Raw genomic sequence first — 15,020 nt, 5'->3', positions numbered from 1 at the left:
TAAAAATCCTCCTTATTTCATTTTGAAAAGTCTATTACGCGAAACCCCAAATTTTCATTAAATGTACGATTTGCATGAATATCGTAACCACATGAAATTGAGAACTCCACCGTAATAAGAGTGGGATTCATTCCCTTTAAAAAATGTCCAGCACTAATCTTTCCACTTTCTTCTACTACCATGCCATGGAGATGAAGGTCTAAATCGCCACTTTCATCTTCGCAAACAAATCCCGTACAATTTACAAGCTCCACAGGGTTATCCACAGTAATTTCATTTCCATAACCGTTAGGTCGACCGTTATCTGACTTAAATAACACATAACCTGCTTTCTGAAGCGAGCCGATACTTGTAACCATTCCAGATGTCACATTATGTTTTCTGCATTCTTCCAAGATTCCTTCCATTAGGTCAACTCCTTGTGAGAGAGAACCGTATATAGTAAAACTTTCACTTTTGAAAGAGTGACTCTGACGCATTACCTTTGCCTCCTTCAATAATTCACCCAATTGCAGAACCTCCACATACCTTTAAAACTTCACCCGTAACATAATCTGCCCCAGGGGACGCTAAATAAACCGCTGCTTCTGCAATATCTTGTGGCGTTCCCATCCTCTGGATAGCCTGATTTAACTTATAATTCATTCCTTTTGTAATTTCAGTCTCCACTGGCCCCGGAGCAATACTATTACAGTTAATCCCTAATTCCCCAACTTCTTTCGCTACCCATTTTGTTAAGGCAATGATCCCACCTTTAGATGCAGCATAGGCAGGACCTGAACGTCCGCTTTCACCAGATGACTCTTTTTCTCCAGAAATTGGGCCTCCCATTATACCGGAAATAGAGCTTATGTTAATGATCTTTCCTGATCCTTGATTTTTCATATGGGGGTAAATTGCAGCCTGTGTAAATAAAAATGCACCTCTTAAATTTGTATTAATATCCCTAAACCACATTTCATCACTCATGTGCTCCAAACTTAGTCTGGAACATGTACCTGCATTATTTATGATAATATCCAGATTTCCAAAGTGAGCTACTGTTTCGTTTACGACTTTTTCAACTTGCTCTCTCTCCCTAATATTAATTTTATAAATAATCACTTCAGTTTTTGGATTCTCTGTTTTAATTCTTTCAGCAGTTTCTTCACAATCTAATAAATCAACAAGAACAATTTGAGATCCTTCCTTTGCAAGTGCTACTGCAGTAGCTGCACCAATTCCACGAGAAGAACCTGTAACGATTGAAACTTTATTTTCCAGTCTCATACTTTATCCTTCCTCCAATCTTCAAAAAGCCTTCATAATTACTTTTTTCACCTACATATTCATTACATTTGGAAGCCAATTGGACAATGATGGAACAAATGCAATAAATAATAAAACAATGATTGAAGCAATTAAAAATGGTAAAACACCAATAGAAACATCTTTTAATGATTGATTTGATATCCCTGATGCTACAAATAAATTAAGACCAACAGGCGGAGTAATCAACCCTATAGCTAAACTCACAGTTATTAACACTCCAAAGGTTGTAGGATCAACTCCAACCTCAAGCATAATAGGTAATAATATTGGTACAAGTAGATATAATGCAGAAATAGCATCAATGAAACAACCTATAATGAGTAATATTAATGTTACAATTAATAAAATGATAATTTTATTATCCGAAATAGACAGCATTGCATTTGAAATATTTTGAGCCATATTTTCAGTAGTGACGACATAAGCAAGAACAGAAGCAGCGCCCACAATGATCATTATTACAGCTGTTTGTAGACTTGCATCAATAAAAATTTTGGGAAGATCTTTCAGTCCCATATCCCGGTATACTGCTAATCCAACAAATAACGAGTAAAACACAGCGACAACAGCGGCTTCTGTAGGTGTGAAAACACCACCATATATACCCCCTATAATAATTACAGGGATCAAAATACCCCATAAAGCTTGATAAAAAGCTTTTATTACTTCTTTAAAAGAAGGCTTTTTTGCTTTATTCTTTTCTTCCACCCCTTCTTCAATTGTTGAAGCAGCATTCTTTTCACTCTTCGTTTTTTTACTAATGACAAAATAAGATGCAATTACTAAAGCTATAGCAAAAAGCAAGCCAGGAATGATACCGGCTATAAACATCCTGCTAATTGTAACAGGAATTGTATCACTTGCTACTACAGCGTATACTATAAAGGCAATACTAGGTGGAATAATAATACCTATAGAACCTGAACTTGCAACTAATCCTGCAGCTTGAGGTTTAGGAAAGCCATTCTTCACAAGGGCTGGTATTAATATCCCCCCAGTAGCTGCTACTGTCGCAGGCCCAGATCCGGAAATAGCCGCAAAAAACAAAGCAGCCATAACCGTTACGATAGCTATACCGTTCTTTCGGTGGGAAACACATACATTGGCGAAGTCGATAAGTCTTTTCGATATCCCGGCATATTCCATAATCACCCCTGCTAATATAAAGAAAGGAATGGCCAGCAATGTAAAGGATGAAATGCTGGCATATATAATGCTGGGTATTAATTCTATCGCTCCAAGTCCCCTTCCTAAAAAGAGAAGAACTAAACCAGTTAACCCTATTGAGAAAGCAATAGGTACATTAAGTAACACTAAGCCAAAGAACAATACAAACATTAATATTTCTGTCATGAGCTATTCACACTCGCGTTTTTATGCCTAATATTTCTAACATCATTAATTGTTACTTCAATCGAGCGAATAATACAAAAAACACATCCAATTGGTAGACTCAATGTAAATATCCATTGTGGCCAACCTAGAGCTGGAGTGGTTTGACCTCTTTCCATTTGCGATTGGACGATTTCAAAGCCATAGTAACCAGTTGCGACAAAGAAAAGGGTGATCAGACTGCCTATAAACAAAGTTAATATTATTCGATTGATTCCATTAAACTTCTCGTAGATTAAACTAAATCCTAAATGGGCCCGTTTATAGATCCCAAGAGAAGCTCCAACAAAGGTTAAAAGCACAAATAAGTTAATAGTAACTTCTTCCGTAAACGAAATTGAAAAATTAAAAATGAACCTTGATATTACATTTGCAAAAGTAATCAAAGACATTATGGATAAGCTCAAAGCCAAAATAGTGTATTCAACATACAATAAAAAATTGCTCATAATACTCCCCCTAAGAAAAAATTATGAAGGATGGTCAGTTAACTTCTAACTGACCATTAATAATTTACTGTTGAAAAGCATTGAGCAGATCTTCTCCCCAGACACTTTTATATTGATCATAAATGGGCTGCATTGCCTCTTTGAAGGGTTCTTTCTCTTCTTGACTAAGCTCATAAACTTCCATACCACTTTCTTTTAATTCTTCAATTTGCTTTTCCTCTCTTTTTCGTGTTTCTTCAATTTGATATTTATTTGCTGCAGCAGCCGCTTCCTTCATAATTTGCTGATCTTTTTCACTCATGGAGTCAAACAGCTCTTTATTAATCCCTAACACTAAGGGGTCAAATGAGTAATCCCATATTGTCATATAATTTTGTACCTCGTTTAATTGAGCCGAATGAATAACCTCTACTGGATTTTCTTGGCCATCAATAGTACCTTGTTGTAAAGAGGAAAAAACCTCCGAGAATGTCATAGTAGTTGGGTTAGCTCCAAACTCTCTCCACAAATCCGTATACATTTCAATTCCAGGCACTCTCATCTTCAAACCTTCTAGATCTTGAGGAGTTTTAATCGGCTTATTACTGGTTGTAACTTGACGAAAACCATTCAATCCAAATCCAAGCGGTTCTACGCCTTTTTCTCTCAAAATATCATTGATCATTTCTCCACCTTCACCTTCAAGTAATGAAAATGCAGTATCTAAATCCGGGAAAAGAAATGGAGCACTCAACACACCAAAACGTTCATCCATAACTGAATAAATTATGGTGGAATTGTAGGACATATCCTGGGTCCCATTTGCAACTTGGGACACTGCAGTTGCCGAATCCCCTCCCGATAATTGTTCATTAGGATACACGTTTATACTAATTCTTCCATTTGATTTGTCATTCACATCTTCAGCAAGTTTTTCGGCTGCCTTAAACCAAGTTGATGACTCTCCAACAGTTACAGACATATCTAACTCATATGTTTCTCCTTCAGCGTTTGTCTCATTACTACTAGAACCCCCACAGGCTGACAATGAAGCCAAAACCAACACAAACAAAAAAACAACTAGACATCTCCTCATTTTTTTCCTCCTATTTAGCTTTATTGTGTAATTTTTGATAGCCCATTTGTACAGAAATCTTTGAAGAATCCTCAACCATGCTTTTTATTATGTCGCTGACTTTTTGCTTACTTGTTATTCGAGAAGATATACCAGCAATACATAAAGCGGCTACCATCTTCCCAGTGTTATCTTTGATCGGACAGGCGAAGCCTTTAAGCCCAACTTCATATTCTTCATTATCAAATGAGACACCTTTTTTCCTAATCTCTTGTAATTCTTGCTTTAAATGTTCAGCGTCACTTATTGTATTTTCTGTATGAGCTATTAATTGTTGCCCTTGTAAATATTCTTCCAATTCTTTTTCCTTTAAATTTGACAGAAATAATTTTCCCGAGGCTACTGCATAAGCTGGTGCTTTCTTTCCAGGATCAAAAACTGTTCTTACCGCATGCGAACTTTCCACGCTGTCTATATATTGAACATTACTCCCGTCAAAAGTGGCTAGAAATGCACTTTCTTTAAATTTTTTTGCCAAACTTTTCATATACGGTTGGGCTACAACATGAATTTGATATTGCTCTTGTGCGCGAGTTCCTAGTTTAATAAATGATTGCGAGAGACGTATCAAATTATCTTGAGACACATCAATATAACCAAGATCTTTCAGCGTAACTAAGAATCGATGAATTGTACTTTTATTGATGTCCAATTCCTTTGCTAATTCCGCCGGATACATAGATTCATTTGATAGCGCTTCCAATATTTGAAAAGTCTTTACTACGCTTTTGATTTGGTATTCTATAGCCACTCCACCTCCCGTAGTTTTTCTTTATGAAACTTAAGTTTTATTTTAATTGTTTAAATTCTATATTGAAAAGAGAGAAAAGTCAATACTTTAACAAAATATTATCTATTTTTTATCGAGAGAATAATTAGCAAATAAATTTTCTAGTAAATTATATTGCTGCTTTTGGGCCGGAAGCTTTCGCGTGTTATAAGTTCAAGATCTTCTCGCACGAGTTGAGGCCGCTCTCGCTCAAGTTTGAGGCGCTCTCGCACGAGTTCGAGGCGTTCTCGCACGAGTTCGAGGCGTTCTCGCACGAGTTGAGGCGGTTCTCGCACGAGTTGAAGCTGTTCCCGCTCAAGTTCAAGGCGTTCTCGCACGAGTTCGTGGCGCTCTCGCACGAGTTGAGGCACTTCCCGCACGAGTTCGGGCGGTTCTCGCACGAGTTCAAGGCACTCTCGCACGAGTTGAGGCACTTCCCGCACGAGTTCGAGACGCTCTCGCACGAGTTGAGGCGGCTCTCGCTCAAGTTCGAGACGCTCTCGCACGAGTTGAGGCGGCTCTCGCTCAAGTTCGAGGCGCTCTCGCACGAGTTAAGGCGGCTCTCGCTCAAGTTCGAGGCGTTCTCGCACGAGTTGAGGCGGCTCTCGCTCAAGTTTGAGGCGCTCTCGCACGAGTTGAGGCCGCTCTCGCTCAAGTTTGAGGCGCTCTCGCACGAGTTCGAGGCCTTCTCGCACGAGTTCGAGGCGCTCTCGCACGAGTTAAGGCGCCCCCGCTCAAGTCCACACCGCTATCGCCGAAAACCAGCCTCCATCGCGCCAAACGCTCCGCCTCCCTCCCCAAAAAAGAAAAGATTTTCGGCAACAGCCGAAAATCCCCATCATGGTTCTATTTCGTTCATGACCGCATCTATCAACGGATGTCCTGCTTCCAGGCCGGATATGGATTGGAGCGCCTTTTCATAGCCTTGCTCGGCAACCATTTCCTGTAGTTTAACGGCTTCTTCGTCGTCTTCATTCCGATACGACAACGCAGTCGCAATGGTTTTAGCCAAATACACCGGTGCTTCCCCGGTCAAGTCGATATAGAGGCTTGCCGGGCGGATTAGGCGATCACCGGGGCCGAGTTTGCGGATCGGGCCGCGGCCGACGCGAGTGACTTCATCGGAAATATGCGGGTTCATAAAGCGTTTGATGATTTTTTCAATATAGTCCTGGTGCGCTTCCCGGTCAAACCCATATGTCCGAATAAGCGCCTCGCCCGATTCCTGCAAGGCACCTTCAATGGTTGCTTGTATCGCTTCATCCTGCATCGCCTCATAGATCGTGGCATATCCCATTGAGTGGCCGATATAAGCCGTTACCGCATGGCCGGTGTTGACGGTGAACAGTTTCCGCTCGATATACGGTTTCAAGTCATCCACATACGTTATGCCATCAATCGATGGTTTGACACCTTTGATAGCGGTTTGTTCGACGACCCATTCATAGTATGGCTCAACAGACACTTGCAGCATATCGGCATTTGTCTGATTGGGGACGATGCGGTCCACCGCCGCGTCAGGGAAGCCGAACAGATCAGCACATGCCTTCTGGTCACTTTCTGATAAATGGCCCAACACATTTTCCCGCAATACGGTACTGCCGCCGACCATATTTTCACATGCCATGATGTTCAGCGGCTGCTCGCTGGTTTCCAGCCGTTCGCGCAAGCCTTTGGCAATCAGTTCTGAAATCGCCGGTAAAATATTCGGCCCCACCGCTGTGGTGATGACATCGGCGCCTGCAATAGCAGCCACGACATCATCCGGATTGGTGACGCTGTTGATGCCGGACACGTTTTTGACGGTTAATGTCTCACTATGTTCGGCAGCCAGCACGACATCGTACTGCCCGCGGTCATTCAATTCGCGGATAACGGCATCGTTCACATCGACAAATGTGGTGTGGTAGCCCGCCTGGTATAGCAATGCGCCGATGAAGCCCCGGCCGATATTGCCGGCACCAAAATGTACAGCCTGCATTTAGTTCACCTCATCGAACAGATTGATGATGTCTTCCTCTGATGTCGCCTCAACGATTGTTTGAATGTTTTCTTCCTCAGCACAGACAATCGCGATTTTTGATAAAATTTCCAGATGTTCATCCTCTTTACCGGCGATGCCGATCAATACTTTGACCGTGTTACCGTCAAAATCAACGCCATCAGGCACAGTCACGACAGAAAGGCCCGTTTCCTGAACGAGATCTCGTGCGTCTTCTGTGCCGTGCGGGATGGCCACATAGTTTCCCATAAATGTGGAAGTCACGTTCTCGCGCTCGAGCATTTTGTCAATATAGGCATCCTGCACATAGCCATTGTCAGCGAGAATCCCGCCGGTATACCGGACCGCCTCCTCTTTGCTGTTCAATGATTGATTCAAGCGGATATTGTCTTTGGTTAAAACATCGTTTGCCATTGTGTCATGCACTCCTTACATAATATTTTCAGTTAGCCATTTAAAAAATCGGCTCGAGAGATAAGCCTCAATCCGGTCTCTTTCGCCGGATTCGAGAATTTGTATACTTTCCTCTTCTATCATAAGACTGCTGAGATAACTGAGTGTCTCCAGCACTTCCGGATCCGCATCCATTGGCGCCAGCATCAGCAGTAATGTGTTCATTTCCATAACGGATGCGTCCATGCTTTTGACGGTCAACGGCGAATCTAGCGCACAAACGGTAAAACTTGGCTGTGTCACATCTTCTGAACGTGTGTGAAAGAGTGCAAGGTGCGACCCGGGAATGCCAAGTCCGCTCTTATCCTGCCTGTCGACTAATACCTGCTTAACAGCTTCCGGATGGCGTATGACACCCGTTTCCGCCAATTGTGCGCATGCACTCACCAGCAAATTTTCCATGGATGCTTCCTTTGCCATGCGCTTGACCTCAAGTGCGTTCAGTACATCAAGGATGGCCGCTGTATAAGTTTGCGTCACTTCCAATTTCTGCTTGCTGTCCGACGCTGCGCCCCGCGATTTTGCCTGCGTATTCGGTTTTTGGAGCACCGCCGCTTTGCGCTTTCGGATTGCCCGCTTTACCTGATCGGCTTCCGGTTTGGTTAGCATCGGCGACGTCAGAATATAGTCATGTGCCGCTTCATTCAGCGGTATGGTCGACACGATGATATCATAGTCCTGTTCCGCGATCGCATCCAAATCAAACATGGACTTATTTGCAACCTGTTTAATCTCGGGGATCTGCTGCTTCAGTTTATTAGCCAGCATTTTCGCAGTTCCAATGCCGCTTGAACAGATAACAAGTGCCCGCATATCAACGTCCGTTTCATCATGCAGCAGGATAGCCGCAAAATGCAGCACCAGAAAGGCAATTTCATCATCGGGAAAATCGAGCGCCGGAAACACGTCGTTCACAGCCTCTTGGATGATCGTAAACAAATCCTGATAATCACGCATGATCTCGTCCAGCAACGGATTACTGATCGTTAGCCTTTTTTGCAGCCTGTAAATGGACGGCTCCAAATGCGCCACAAGATCATGCAATAACGTGACATTATCATTCAAATCTTTGCCCAGACGATCGCTCACATACCCAATGATCTCTTTTGCCTGATAAGCCACATCAAGACGCGCATCCTCGATCACATAATGCTGATCCACACGTCGTTTGGCCCCCATCAAATGCATGGTGATATAGCCAATTTCATCATGCGGAATGGTCATCTCGAGATCATCTTCAAGGTCATGGATCAGCCTTTTGGCGATGGCATACTCACTCGTTTCGCTCATGTCGCGCAGATAAGCGTGATCAAATTCAATGGTATCGCCTTTTTGCAGCCGCTCCAGCGCTAACGCCAGGTGAACAACCAGTCCAATATACGCACTGTCTGCCAAATCATAGCGCAGCTCATTCCGCGCCTGTGCCACGCGTTGTTCAATGATGTTTAATTTGCCGGGATTCACCAGCCCCAAAAGCCGGTCGGATATGGCATTTTTCATGGGCGCCTGAGCTTGTTGTTTTAAAAATGACACCATTTCCGACGTATCGACATGCTCGGAAATCAGGCTGCTGATGGCTGCACGCTTATCAGCTTCCTTGCCTTCAATCCTGACACCATAGCCCCTTCGCCTGATCAGCTGGAGCTTATAGTCGCTAAGCTCTTTTTCCAATTGATCCAAATCATGGCTGACCGTTGCAGTGGTAACACGCAAATTTGCTGCAAGGGTGAACAATTTGACTGGCTCATCCGTCTCCAAAAGCGTTGATAGCACAATCGTCTGCCGCTCCTCAGGGGTAAACTCAGACCACGATGTCCCCGCGATGTCCGACATCAGCTGCTGCTTGTCAGCCTCTACACCGGAAATCCGGAGACCCACACCCGATTGCTTATTTAAAGCCAAATGATAATCAGACAACATGCGCTCAATAGTGCTTAAATCCCTGTGAACCGTGCGCTCACTCACATCAAGCTTTGCAGCGATCGTCTTTATCGTAACGGCTTCCTGAGCTTTTAATAAATACTCAAGCGTTTTCCGCTCGCGACCCGACAGATACAAACGGTTCATCCCCCTCGCAAAGGTAAAATCAATCTTGGACTTAGCATACAACGCACTGACCGCCTCGCACAAGTTCGCAGGGCTCTCGCACGAGTTCGAGGCTGCTCTCGCACGAGTTCGAGCCGTTCTCGCACGAGTTGAGGCTGCTCTCGCTCAAGTTCGAGGCCTTCTCGCACGAGTTGCGGCGCTTCTCGCACGAGTTCGAGGCCCTCTCGCACGAGTTGCGGTGCTTCTCGCTCAAGTTCGAGGCCCTCTCGCACAAGTTGGGGTGCTTCTCGCTCAAGTTCAAGGCCTTCTCGCACGAGTTGCGCCGCTTCTCGCTCAAGTTCAAGGCCCTCTCGCACAAGTTGAGGCACTTCTCGCACGAGTTGGGGCTGCTCTCGCTCAAGTTCGAGGCCCTCCCGCACGAGTTGAGGCACTTCTCGCACGAGTTGGGGCGCTTCTCGCTCAAGTTCAAGGCGTTCCCGCACGAGTTGAGGCTGCTCTCGCTCAAGTTCAAGGCCCTCTCGCACGAGTTGCGGCGCTTCTCGCTCAAGTTCAAGGCGTTCCCACACGACTCAATATGAAGCACTCGCGGGTCAAAACCATTTTATTGAAGATTTTTGGCAAAAGCCAAAAATCCCCTGTATGGCTATTATTGTTTCAGACGCTCAGTCAGTTCATCATATTTTGGGCTGTTCAAGAAGTTTTCCACCGATATATGCTCGGCGCTCGGCAATTTTTCCCGCGCTTGATTGGTTAAATCTTTATGCGTAATGACAATATCCGCATCATCCGGGATCGCTTTGATCGCCGTGTTGCTCACATCGATATTCGCAATGTCCGCTTTCTTGAATTTGTTTTTCAACAACGATGCGCCCATCGCACTGGATCCCATGCCGGCATCGCAGGCGAAAATAATTTTGTCGACATCGCCGCCGGCCGGTTTCGCATCCGACGATTCGGCTGACTGGCTATCTGCGGATGATTGACCGCTTTCGTTAGATTGACCGCTTTCGGCCGTTTCTCCCGCTTCATCCTGTTTCAAAGAACCCGCTACCGAACTCTCTTTGCCTTTCATTTCTTCCATTTTACCAGTTGCCTCGGTCAAATCCTCATCAGATGCCTTGCTCGTTTTTAAGATAAACGCCGCGATTAGGAACGAAACAACCGCTCCAACAATAACACCTGCCACTACGCCAAAGTAACTGCCCTGCGGCGTCATGGCTAGTACAGCAAAAATACTTCCCGGAGATGCTGGTGCCACCAGACCGACATCAAAAATTGACAAGGTGAACACACCGCTTACGCCCCCGCCGATCACAGCCAGTAGCAATGACGGCTTCATCAGGACATACGGAAAATAAATTTCATGAATGCCACCCAAAAATTGAATGATTGCCGCACCGGGCGCTGAACTTTTCGATGTACCTTTGCCTAAAATAGCAAATGCGAGCAGAAGACCCAGCCCAGGCCCGGGGTTCGCTTCAAGCAGGAAGAGAATAGATTTTCCGGCTTCAGACGCCTGCTCCACCCCGATAGGACTTAGAATCCCGTGGTTAATCGCGTTATTCAAGAATAAAATTTTCGCCGGTTCAATGATGATGTTGGCAAGCGGCAGCAATCCGGCATTAATTATCGCTTCAACACCAGCCGCCAGCACATTATTCAGACCCTCAACGACCGGACCGATCAGCCGAACCGCAATCCCTGCAATAATGGCCCCCAGGATGCCCGCTGAAAAATTGTTATAAAGCATTTCAAATCCGGAGCGAACCTTGTCCTGGAACACGTCATCCACTTTTTTCATAAGATAACCGCCCAATGGCCCCATGACCATGGCGCCTAAGAACATCGGGATATCAGCACCGACAATTACACCCATCGTGGAAATCGCACCAACGACACCACCGCGCTTATCATGTACCAACGTTCCACCTGTATAACCAATCAAAAGCGGCAAGAGATAATTAATCATCGGATCAACCAATGTCGCCAGCTGCTCATTTGGTATCCAGCCATCCGGGATAAACAACGCAGTAATGATCCCCCAAGCAATAAAAGCGCCGATATTCGGCATAATCATACCGCTCAAAAATCCGCCAAAGCGCTGAACCTTCGTACGAAGACCCTTTTTAGCCATAATAATTTTCTCCTTTCAAATAATATCCTTTATAAGTAAAAATTCATTCAGTGAGATGCTGTTCTCCTGAATGGCAGTTGAACAAAATCACACCTTTACGAGCCGCTGATCCCCACTTATCTTTCTCGAGTTTCATGAAAACATGTAGAAATCTGCGCCGCTCGTTAAGGCAGAATTAATCCTACTTTTAGCCTACAGCGCAATGGCAACGTATTCAATCTAATCTTAATGCGAATTTGTCATAAGAGATGCTGACATGATTTAATAGTGGGGTTTTGGGGGAGGGGAGCTTTTTCACCATGGCGTGATGCGGAGGGTGTTTTGTTTTGGTACGGCCGCCCGTGTCATGGCGGCTGTCGCACGAGTTGCGGCACCTCTCGCTCAAGTTCGGGACGTTCTCGCACGAGTTGCGGCCCCTCTCGCTCAAGTTGGGGCGGCTGTCGCACGAGTTAAGGCACCTCTCGCTCAAGTTCGAGCGCTTCTCGCTCAAGTTCGGGCCCCTCTCGCACGAGTTCAGGCCCCTCTCGCTCAAGTTCGAGCGCTTCCCGCACGAGTTGCGGCTGCTCCCGCTCAAGTTCGAGCGCTTCTCGCACGAGTTGAGCCTCCTCTCGCTCAAGTTTGGGCGCTTCTCGCTCAAGTTCGGGCCCCTCTCGCACGAGTTGAGCCTCCTCTCGCTCAAGTTGAATACTCCTGCCCGATCCATCCATTTTATTGAGATATTTTGGCACAAGACAAAAAACAGAAAGGAAGGTTTTCGGCAGCCGCCGAAAACCAACATCTTTCATATAGTGTCGCCTCCCAAATACAACATTCCCCGAAAAGACGAGTAGGCGTGGCCATTAGTGACTACGCCTCTCACAGATCCATCGTTCGCGTTGACAATGTGGTGTATCGGGGCTTCATCGGCCCATTGTTATACTTGGCAGGTAGTGAGGTTTTTCCGTACCCAGGAAACCAGTTCCTGATAGACATCATGCTGAGAATGCGAATTAATCATTCATCCTTGTTTACTTGCTTTTCTAACTCTTCAATTTTAGCATCTCGCCTGGCATTAGACTTTTTAACCTTTTTAACGATGAAATAAGTAATTAGTCCTATAATAACTGCCCAAAACACAAGTGGTAAAAGCGCGACTATTACATCCACTTTGCTCACCTCCATTTTTATATACTAACTAATTTTCGATTATGGGTAACTCGCTCTTCCATATTGGTTAATATAAATCAATATCATATACACCATAGTTATTTACATATAAAACCTATCTATTTGCATAGGAATGTTCATTAACAATTCTTTTCTTTAATCACTATTATCCACATATTTTTGTACAATCTGTCTATTTTTCTCATTTTTAGGTAGTAAACCGAAATGTTGATATTCAAAAATCATTTGCCTTTGAGTCGGAGTTACACCAGAGTTTATTACATCTTCATAATTATAATTAATATTTATCTTACCGGGATACTTCAGTACTAAAGTTAAATTTGTCCATGCCTCTTGATCGTTGTTAATAAATATTTGTCTTAAATCACTAAATTTTGCTTGTAATTCCAATAACAATTCATCATAGCTTGTTTCACTCACATTAAATTGTTCTGGAATATCATGAGAGTAAATAAAATCCTCATTCTCAGACGTATTGAAATAAAAGAACACTTCTCTAGCATCATCCAATATTTCAGCATACAAATAAATTTCATGCCATTTTCCGTCAGGTATCATACTTATAATATGCTCTGCTATAATCGGATACATTTGCTCCATCTGTTTCTCCATAATTTTCTAACCTCCTGCTTGATTTTGTATTGTAACCTTCTTAGCTCTTCCGTTATCAATTGAATACTCAACTATAAAACGCTCAGGTCTGGTAGAATTCGAAGTATATTGAGGTTTTATTTTTACTTTTACGTTTTCATTTTTTTCTAATGCTGATGCCCATTCTTGTTCCAATTGATGCCATTTACCACCGGATTGATTTATTTGAGAGTTCATAGCCACTAAATTATCGATATCACCTGATCCGTTAAATTGGTTTGCAATTAAATGGCCACCATCATCTCTATCCGGATAATTACCTCGGATTCTGTCCGGTTCCCCAACATTACTTTGTGCATATTGATTTCTCGATCCTGACCCTATTTGTAATTCCGCTTCTACATCATCAATACGACCAAATTCATCCGTTTCATAAGAATACCCTTCTTTAGTTTTATATTTTACACTTGGTTGCAAAACTTTTTTGTTATTATTTCTTTGAATATGCTTTCCATAAGAAACCTCTACTTTATTACTATTTGCTGTACCCCTATTAGAATTACTATCAACCCGACTACTTCTTCCATCACCCTTCTTCACCGCAAAATGATAACCACCCATACCGTCCTGCACAAGGCCGATGTCGGGAACATTCACGCGGTACCATTCGCTTATATTCATTAGGGTGGGGAGCTTCGGACTCGCCGAGGTTGCTTCGGTTGCAGGTACGGTGCCCTTTTGACCAGGCGATGTTACTCTCGAATGGGTTTTAGGTATCCCTGCACTTTTGGGAACACTGACACCTTTCGCGCCTGCTCCTGTTAAAAATAAACCGAAACTTGACTTCCAGTGCGCTTTTGAAAAAGCCTCATCCGGATTGACGGCGCCATTTACCATATCAACGCCACCCATAGTCAGCCAGTTGGCAAAATCAGATGGGGAGTTCAGCATATTTTCGGCATTATACTGTAAGCCGCTATACGTATTTTTCGCCAAGTCAAATGCGCCAAGCGTCAAGTAGTTACCAAAATCATACCATGAATCGGTTGCTTTTTGACCTCTTTCTTCAAGGCCGCTCCATATATCTAATCCAATTTTTTAATACTTCTGCAGTCTTTTAAAACGATGTTATTTTCCTGGTTTTTAAGAGAATTTGTAATATTAAAAATAAAACCTTGGCCAGCTAATTGCTGATCAAGGTTTTGAAGTCAATAATTATTTAGTTCTTCTTCTAGATCCAATTTTAAAGTGTGGGTTTCTAAAACAGCTGAATCTGTATTATTCCAAAATATAGAAGGCCTAATACCATCTGCATCCATACCAGGTAACCATTCCTCTATAAACTCTTCAAGATCTATCTTTTTAGGTCGATAACCATTCCATTCATGAATTGCACATAAATTAGCAAATTCTTTTTTTGGCCAAAAAGGAAATAGGGGACTTCCGTTTTCATCTTCAGAGATTGCCCAACCATCTTCAAACAACCCCCAAACTTCCTCAAAGTCAGCAACTTTTTTTATAAAGTATTCATATCTTTTTGGAGCAGGCAAGTTGCTTACTGCTTTAATCTCTTCATTTTTCAATAGATTTAC

The 15,020-nt window shown here is 43.5% G+C and carries 17 protein-coding genes; 3 read left to right on the top strand and 14 right to left on the bottom strand.

Annotated elements, in window-relative coordinates; all coding sequences use genetic code 11:
• Positions 1–17: 17 nt before the first annotated feature.
• The 6 genes from IEW67_RS08560 to IEW67_RS08535 all read right to left on the bottom strand — a co-directional run bounded on the left by IEW67_RS08560 (position 18) and on the right by IEW67_RS08535 (position 5,017).
• Positions 18–509 carry a PPC domain-containing DNA-binding protein gene (locus tag IEW67_RS08560; protein WP_188632653.1) on the bottom strand — a complete coding sequence of 164 codons (492 nt, stop codon included), beginning with the start codon at positions 507–509 and terminating at the stop codon, positions 18–20.
• Positions 502–1,269, bottom strand: coding sequence for an SDR family NAD(P)-dependent oxidoreductase (locus IEW67_RS08555; RefSeq protein WP_188632652.1), 768 nt, complete (start codon positions 1,267–1,269; stop codon positions 502–504). The genes IEW67_RS08560 and IEW67_RS08555 overlap by 8 nt, the downstream gene beginning before the upstream one ends.
• A gap of 51 nt (positions 1,270–1,320) precedes the next feature.
• Positions 1,321–2,664 carry a TRAP transporter large permease gene (locus IEW67_RS08550; protein WP_188632651.1) on the bottom strand — a complete coding sequence of 448 codons (1,344 nt, stop codon included), beginning with the start codon at positions 2,662–2,664 and terminating at the stop codon, positions 1,321–1,323.
• On the bottom strand, positions 2,661–3,152 hold the full coding sequence (locus IEW67_RS08545; protein ID WP_188632650.1) for a TRAP transporter small permease: 492 nt from the start codon (positions 3,150–3,152) through the stop codon (positions 2,661–2,663). The genes IEW67_RS08550 and IEW67_RS08545 overlap by 4 nt, the downstream gene beginning before the upstream one ends.
• Positions 3,153–3,216: 64 nt before the next feature.
• Complete coding sequence (locus tag IEW67_RS08540) at positions 3,217–4,227, bottom strand: DctP family TRAP transporter solute-binding subunit (protein ID WP_188632649.1); 1,011 nt, start codon at positions 4,225–4,227, stop codon at positions 3,217–3,219.
• A 10-nt stretch (positions 4,228–4,237) separates the two neighbouring features.
• Positions 4,238–5,017, bottom strand: coding sequence for an IclR family transcriptional regulator (locus tag IEW67_RS08535; RefSeq protein ID WP_188632648.1), 780 nt, complete (start codon positions 5,015–5,017; stop codon positions 4,238–4,240).
• A gap of 212 nt (positions 5,018–5,229) precedes the next feature.
• Between IEW67_RS08535 and IEW67_RS08530 the strand changes: the two genes are divergently transcribed.
• On the top strand, positions 5,230–5,958 hold the full coding sequence (locus tag IEW67_RS08530) for a hypothetical protein (RefSeq protein ID WP_188632647.1): 729 nt from the start codon (positions 5,230–5,232) through the stop codon (positions 5,956–5,958).
• Here IEW67_RS08530 and IEW67_RS08525 read toward each other — a convergent pair.
• Genes IEW67_RS08525 through IEW67_RS08515 form a run of 3 tightly spaced genes read right to left on the bottom strand, consistent with a single transcriptional unit; the run spans position 5,874 to position 9,557 of the window.
• The gene (locus tag IEW67_RS08525) at positions 5,874–7,016 is read right to left on the bottom strand and encodes a mannitol-1-phosphate 5-dehydrogenase (protein WP_188632646.1); all 1,143 of its coding nucleotides are present in this window, start codon (positions 7,014–7,016) and stop codon (positions 5,874–5,876) included. The genes IEW67_RS08530 and IEW67_RS08525 overlap by 85 nt on opposite strands.
• The gene (locus IEW67_RS08520) at positions 7,017–7,451 is read right to left on the bottom strand and encodes a PTS mannitol transporter subunit IIA (RefSeq protein WP_188632645.1); all 435 of its coding nucleotides are present in this window, start codon (positions 7,449–7,451) and stop codon (positions 7,017–7,019) included. It lies immediately after the preceding gene.
• 15 nt (positions 7,452–7,466) lie between these two features.
• Positions 7,467–9,557 (bottom strand): BglG family transcription antiterminator, encoded by a 2,091-nt coding sequence (locus tag IEW67_RS08515; protein ID WP_229671716.1) that lies wholly within the window; start codon positions 9,555–9,557, stop codon positions 7,467–7,469.
• 128 nt (positions 9,558–9,685) lie between these two features.
• Between IEW67_RS08515 and IEW67_RS08510 the strand changes: the two genes are divergently transcribed.
• On the top strand, positions 9,686–10,114 hold the full coding sequence (locus IEW67_RS08510) for a hypothetical protein (RefSeq protein WP_188632643.1): 429 nt from the start codon (positions 9,686–9,688) through the stop codon (positions 10,112–10,114).
• Positions 10,115–10,182: 68 nt separating this feature from the next.
• Here the strand turns inward: IEW67_RS08510 and IEW67_RS08505 are convergent, their stop codons facing one another.
• Positions 10,183–11,670 (bottom strand): PTS mannitol transporter subunit IIBC, encoded by a 1,488-nt coding sequence (locus IEW67_RS08505; protein ID WP_188632642.1) that lies wholly within the window; start codon positions 11,668–11,670, stop codon positions 10,183–10,185.
• 326 nt (positions 11,671–11,996) lie between these two features.
• Between IEW67_RS08505 and IEW67_RS08500 the strand changes: the two genes are divergently transcribed.
• A complete protein-coding gene (locus IEW67_RS08500) occupies positions 11,997–12,500 on the top strand; it encodes a hypothetical protein (protein ID WP_188632641.1) in 504 nt (167 codons plus the stop codon).
• Positions 12,501–12,663: 163 nt separating this feature from the next.
• Here the strand turns inward: IEW67_RS08500 and IEW67_RS08495 are convergent, their stop codons facing one another.
• The 4 genes from IEW67_RS08495 to IEW67_RS08480 all read right to left on the bottom strand — a co-directional run bounded on the left by IEW67_RS08495 (position 12,664) and on the right by IEW67_RS08480 (position 15,011).
• Positions 12,664–12,816: a hypothetical protein gene (locus IEW67_RS08495; RefSeq protein ID WP_188632640.1), complete on the bottom strand. Its 153-nt coding sequence runs from the start codon at positions 12,814–12,816 to the stop codon at positions 12,664–12,666.
• Between the two features lie 156 nt (positions 12,817–12,972).
• Entirely contained in the window at positions 12,973–13,449 is a 477-nt protein-coding gene (locus IEW67_RS08490; RefSeq protein ID WP_188632639.1) for an antitoxin YezG family protein, read from the bottom strand.
• Between the two features lie 6 nt (positions 13,450–13,455).
• Positions 13,456–14,424 carry a DNA/RNA non-specific endonuclease gene (locus tag IEW67_RS08485; protein WP_229671715.1) on the bottom strand — a complete coding sequence of 323 codons (969 nt, stop codon included), beginning with the start codon at positions 14,422–14,424 and terminating at the stop codon, positions 13,456–13,458.
• 212 nt (positions 14,425–14,636) lie between these two features.
• A complete protein-coding gene (locus IEW67_RS08480; RefSeq protein ID WP_188632638.1) occupies positions 14,637–15,011 on the bottom strand; it encodes a DUF2750 domain-containing protein in 375 nt (124 codons plus the stop codon).
• Between the last annotated feature and the right edge of the window lie 9 nt (positions 15,012–15,020).

Origin of the sequence: Lentibacillus kapialis (genome assembly GCF_014646635.1) — a bacterium.
Lineage (GTDB): Bacteria > Bacillota > Bacilli > Bacillales > Amphibacillaceae > Lentibacillus > Lentibacillus kapialis.
The sequence above is the reverse complement of the archived record's forward strand: the minus strand, read 5'-3'. Positions and strand labels throughout refer to the sequence as shown.

Excerpts from the sequence above, each read along its gene's own strand:
- IEW67_RS08520 (WP_188632645.1), bottom strand. The coding sequence starts at position 7,451 with ATGGCAAACGATGTTTTAACCAAAGACAATATCCGCTTGAATCAATCA.
- IEW67_RS08505 (WP_188632642.1), bottom strand. The coding sequence starts at position 11,670 with ATGGCTAAAAAGGGTCTTCGTACGAAGGTTCAGCGCTTTGGCGGATTT.
- IEW67_RS08545 (WP_188632650.1), bottom strand. The coding sequence starts at position 3,152 with ATGAGCAATTTTTTATTGTATGTTGAATACACTATTTTGGCTTTGAGC.
- IEW67_RS08525 (WP_188632646.1), bottom strand. The coding sequence starts at position 7,016 with ATGCAGGCTGTACATTTTGGTGCCGGCAATATCGGCCGGGGCTTCATC.
- IEW67_RS08555 (WP_188632652.1), bottom strand. The coding sequence starts at position 1,269 with ATGAGACTGGAAAATAAAGTTTCAATCGTTACAGGTTCTTCTCGTGGA.
- IEW67_RS08540 (WP_188632649.1), bottom strand. The coding sequence starts at position 4,227 with ATGAGGAGATGTCTAGTTGTTTTTTTGTTTGTGTTGGTTTTGGCTTCA.
- IEW67_RS08515 (WP_229671716.1), bottom strand. The coding sequence starts at position 9,557 with ATGAACCGTTTGTATCTGTCGGGTCGCGAGCGGAAAACGCTTGAGTAT.
- IEW67_RS08550 (WP_188632651.1), bottom strand. The coding sequence starts at position 2,664 with ATGACAGAAATATTAATGTTTGTATTGTTCTTTGGCTTAGTGTTACTT.
- IEW67_RS08490 (WP_188632639.1), bottom strand. The coding sequence starts at position 13,449 with ATGGAGAAACAGATGGAGCAAATGTATCCGATTATAGCAGAGCATATT.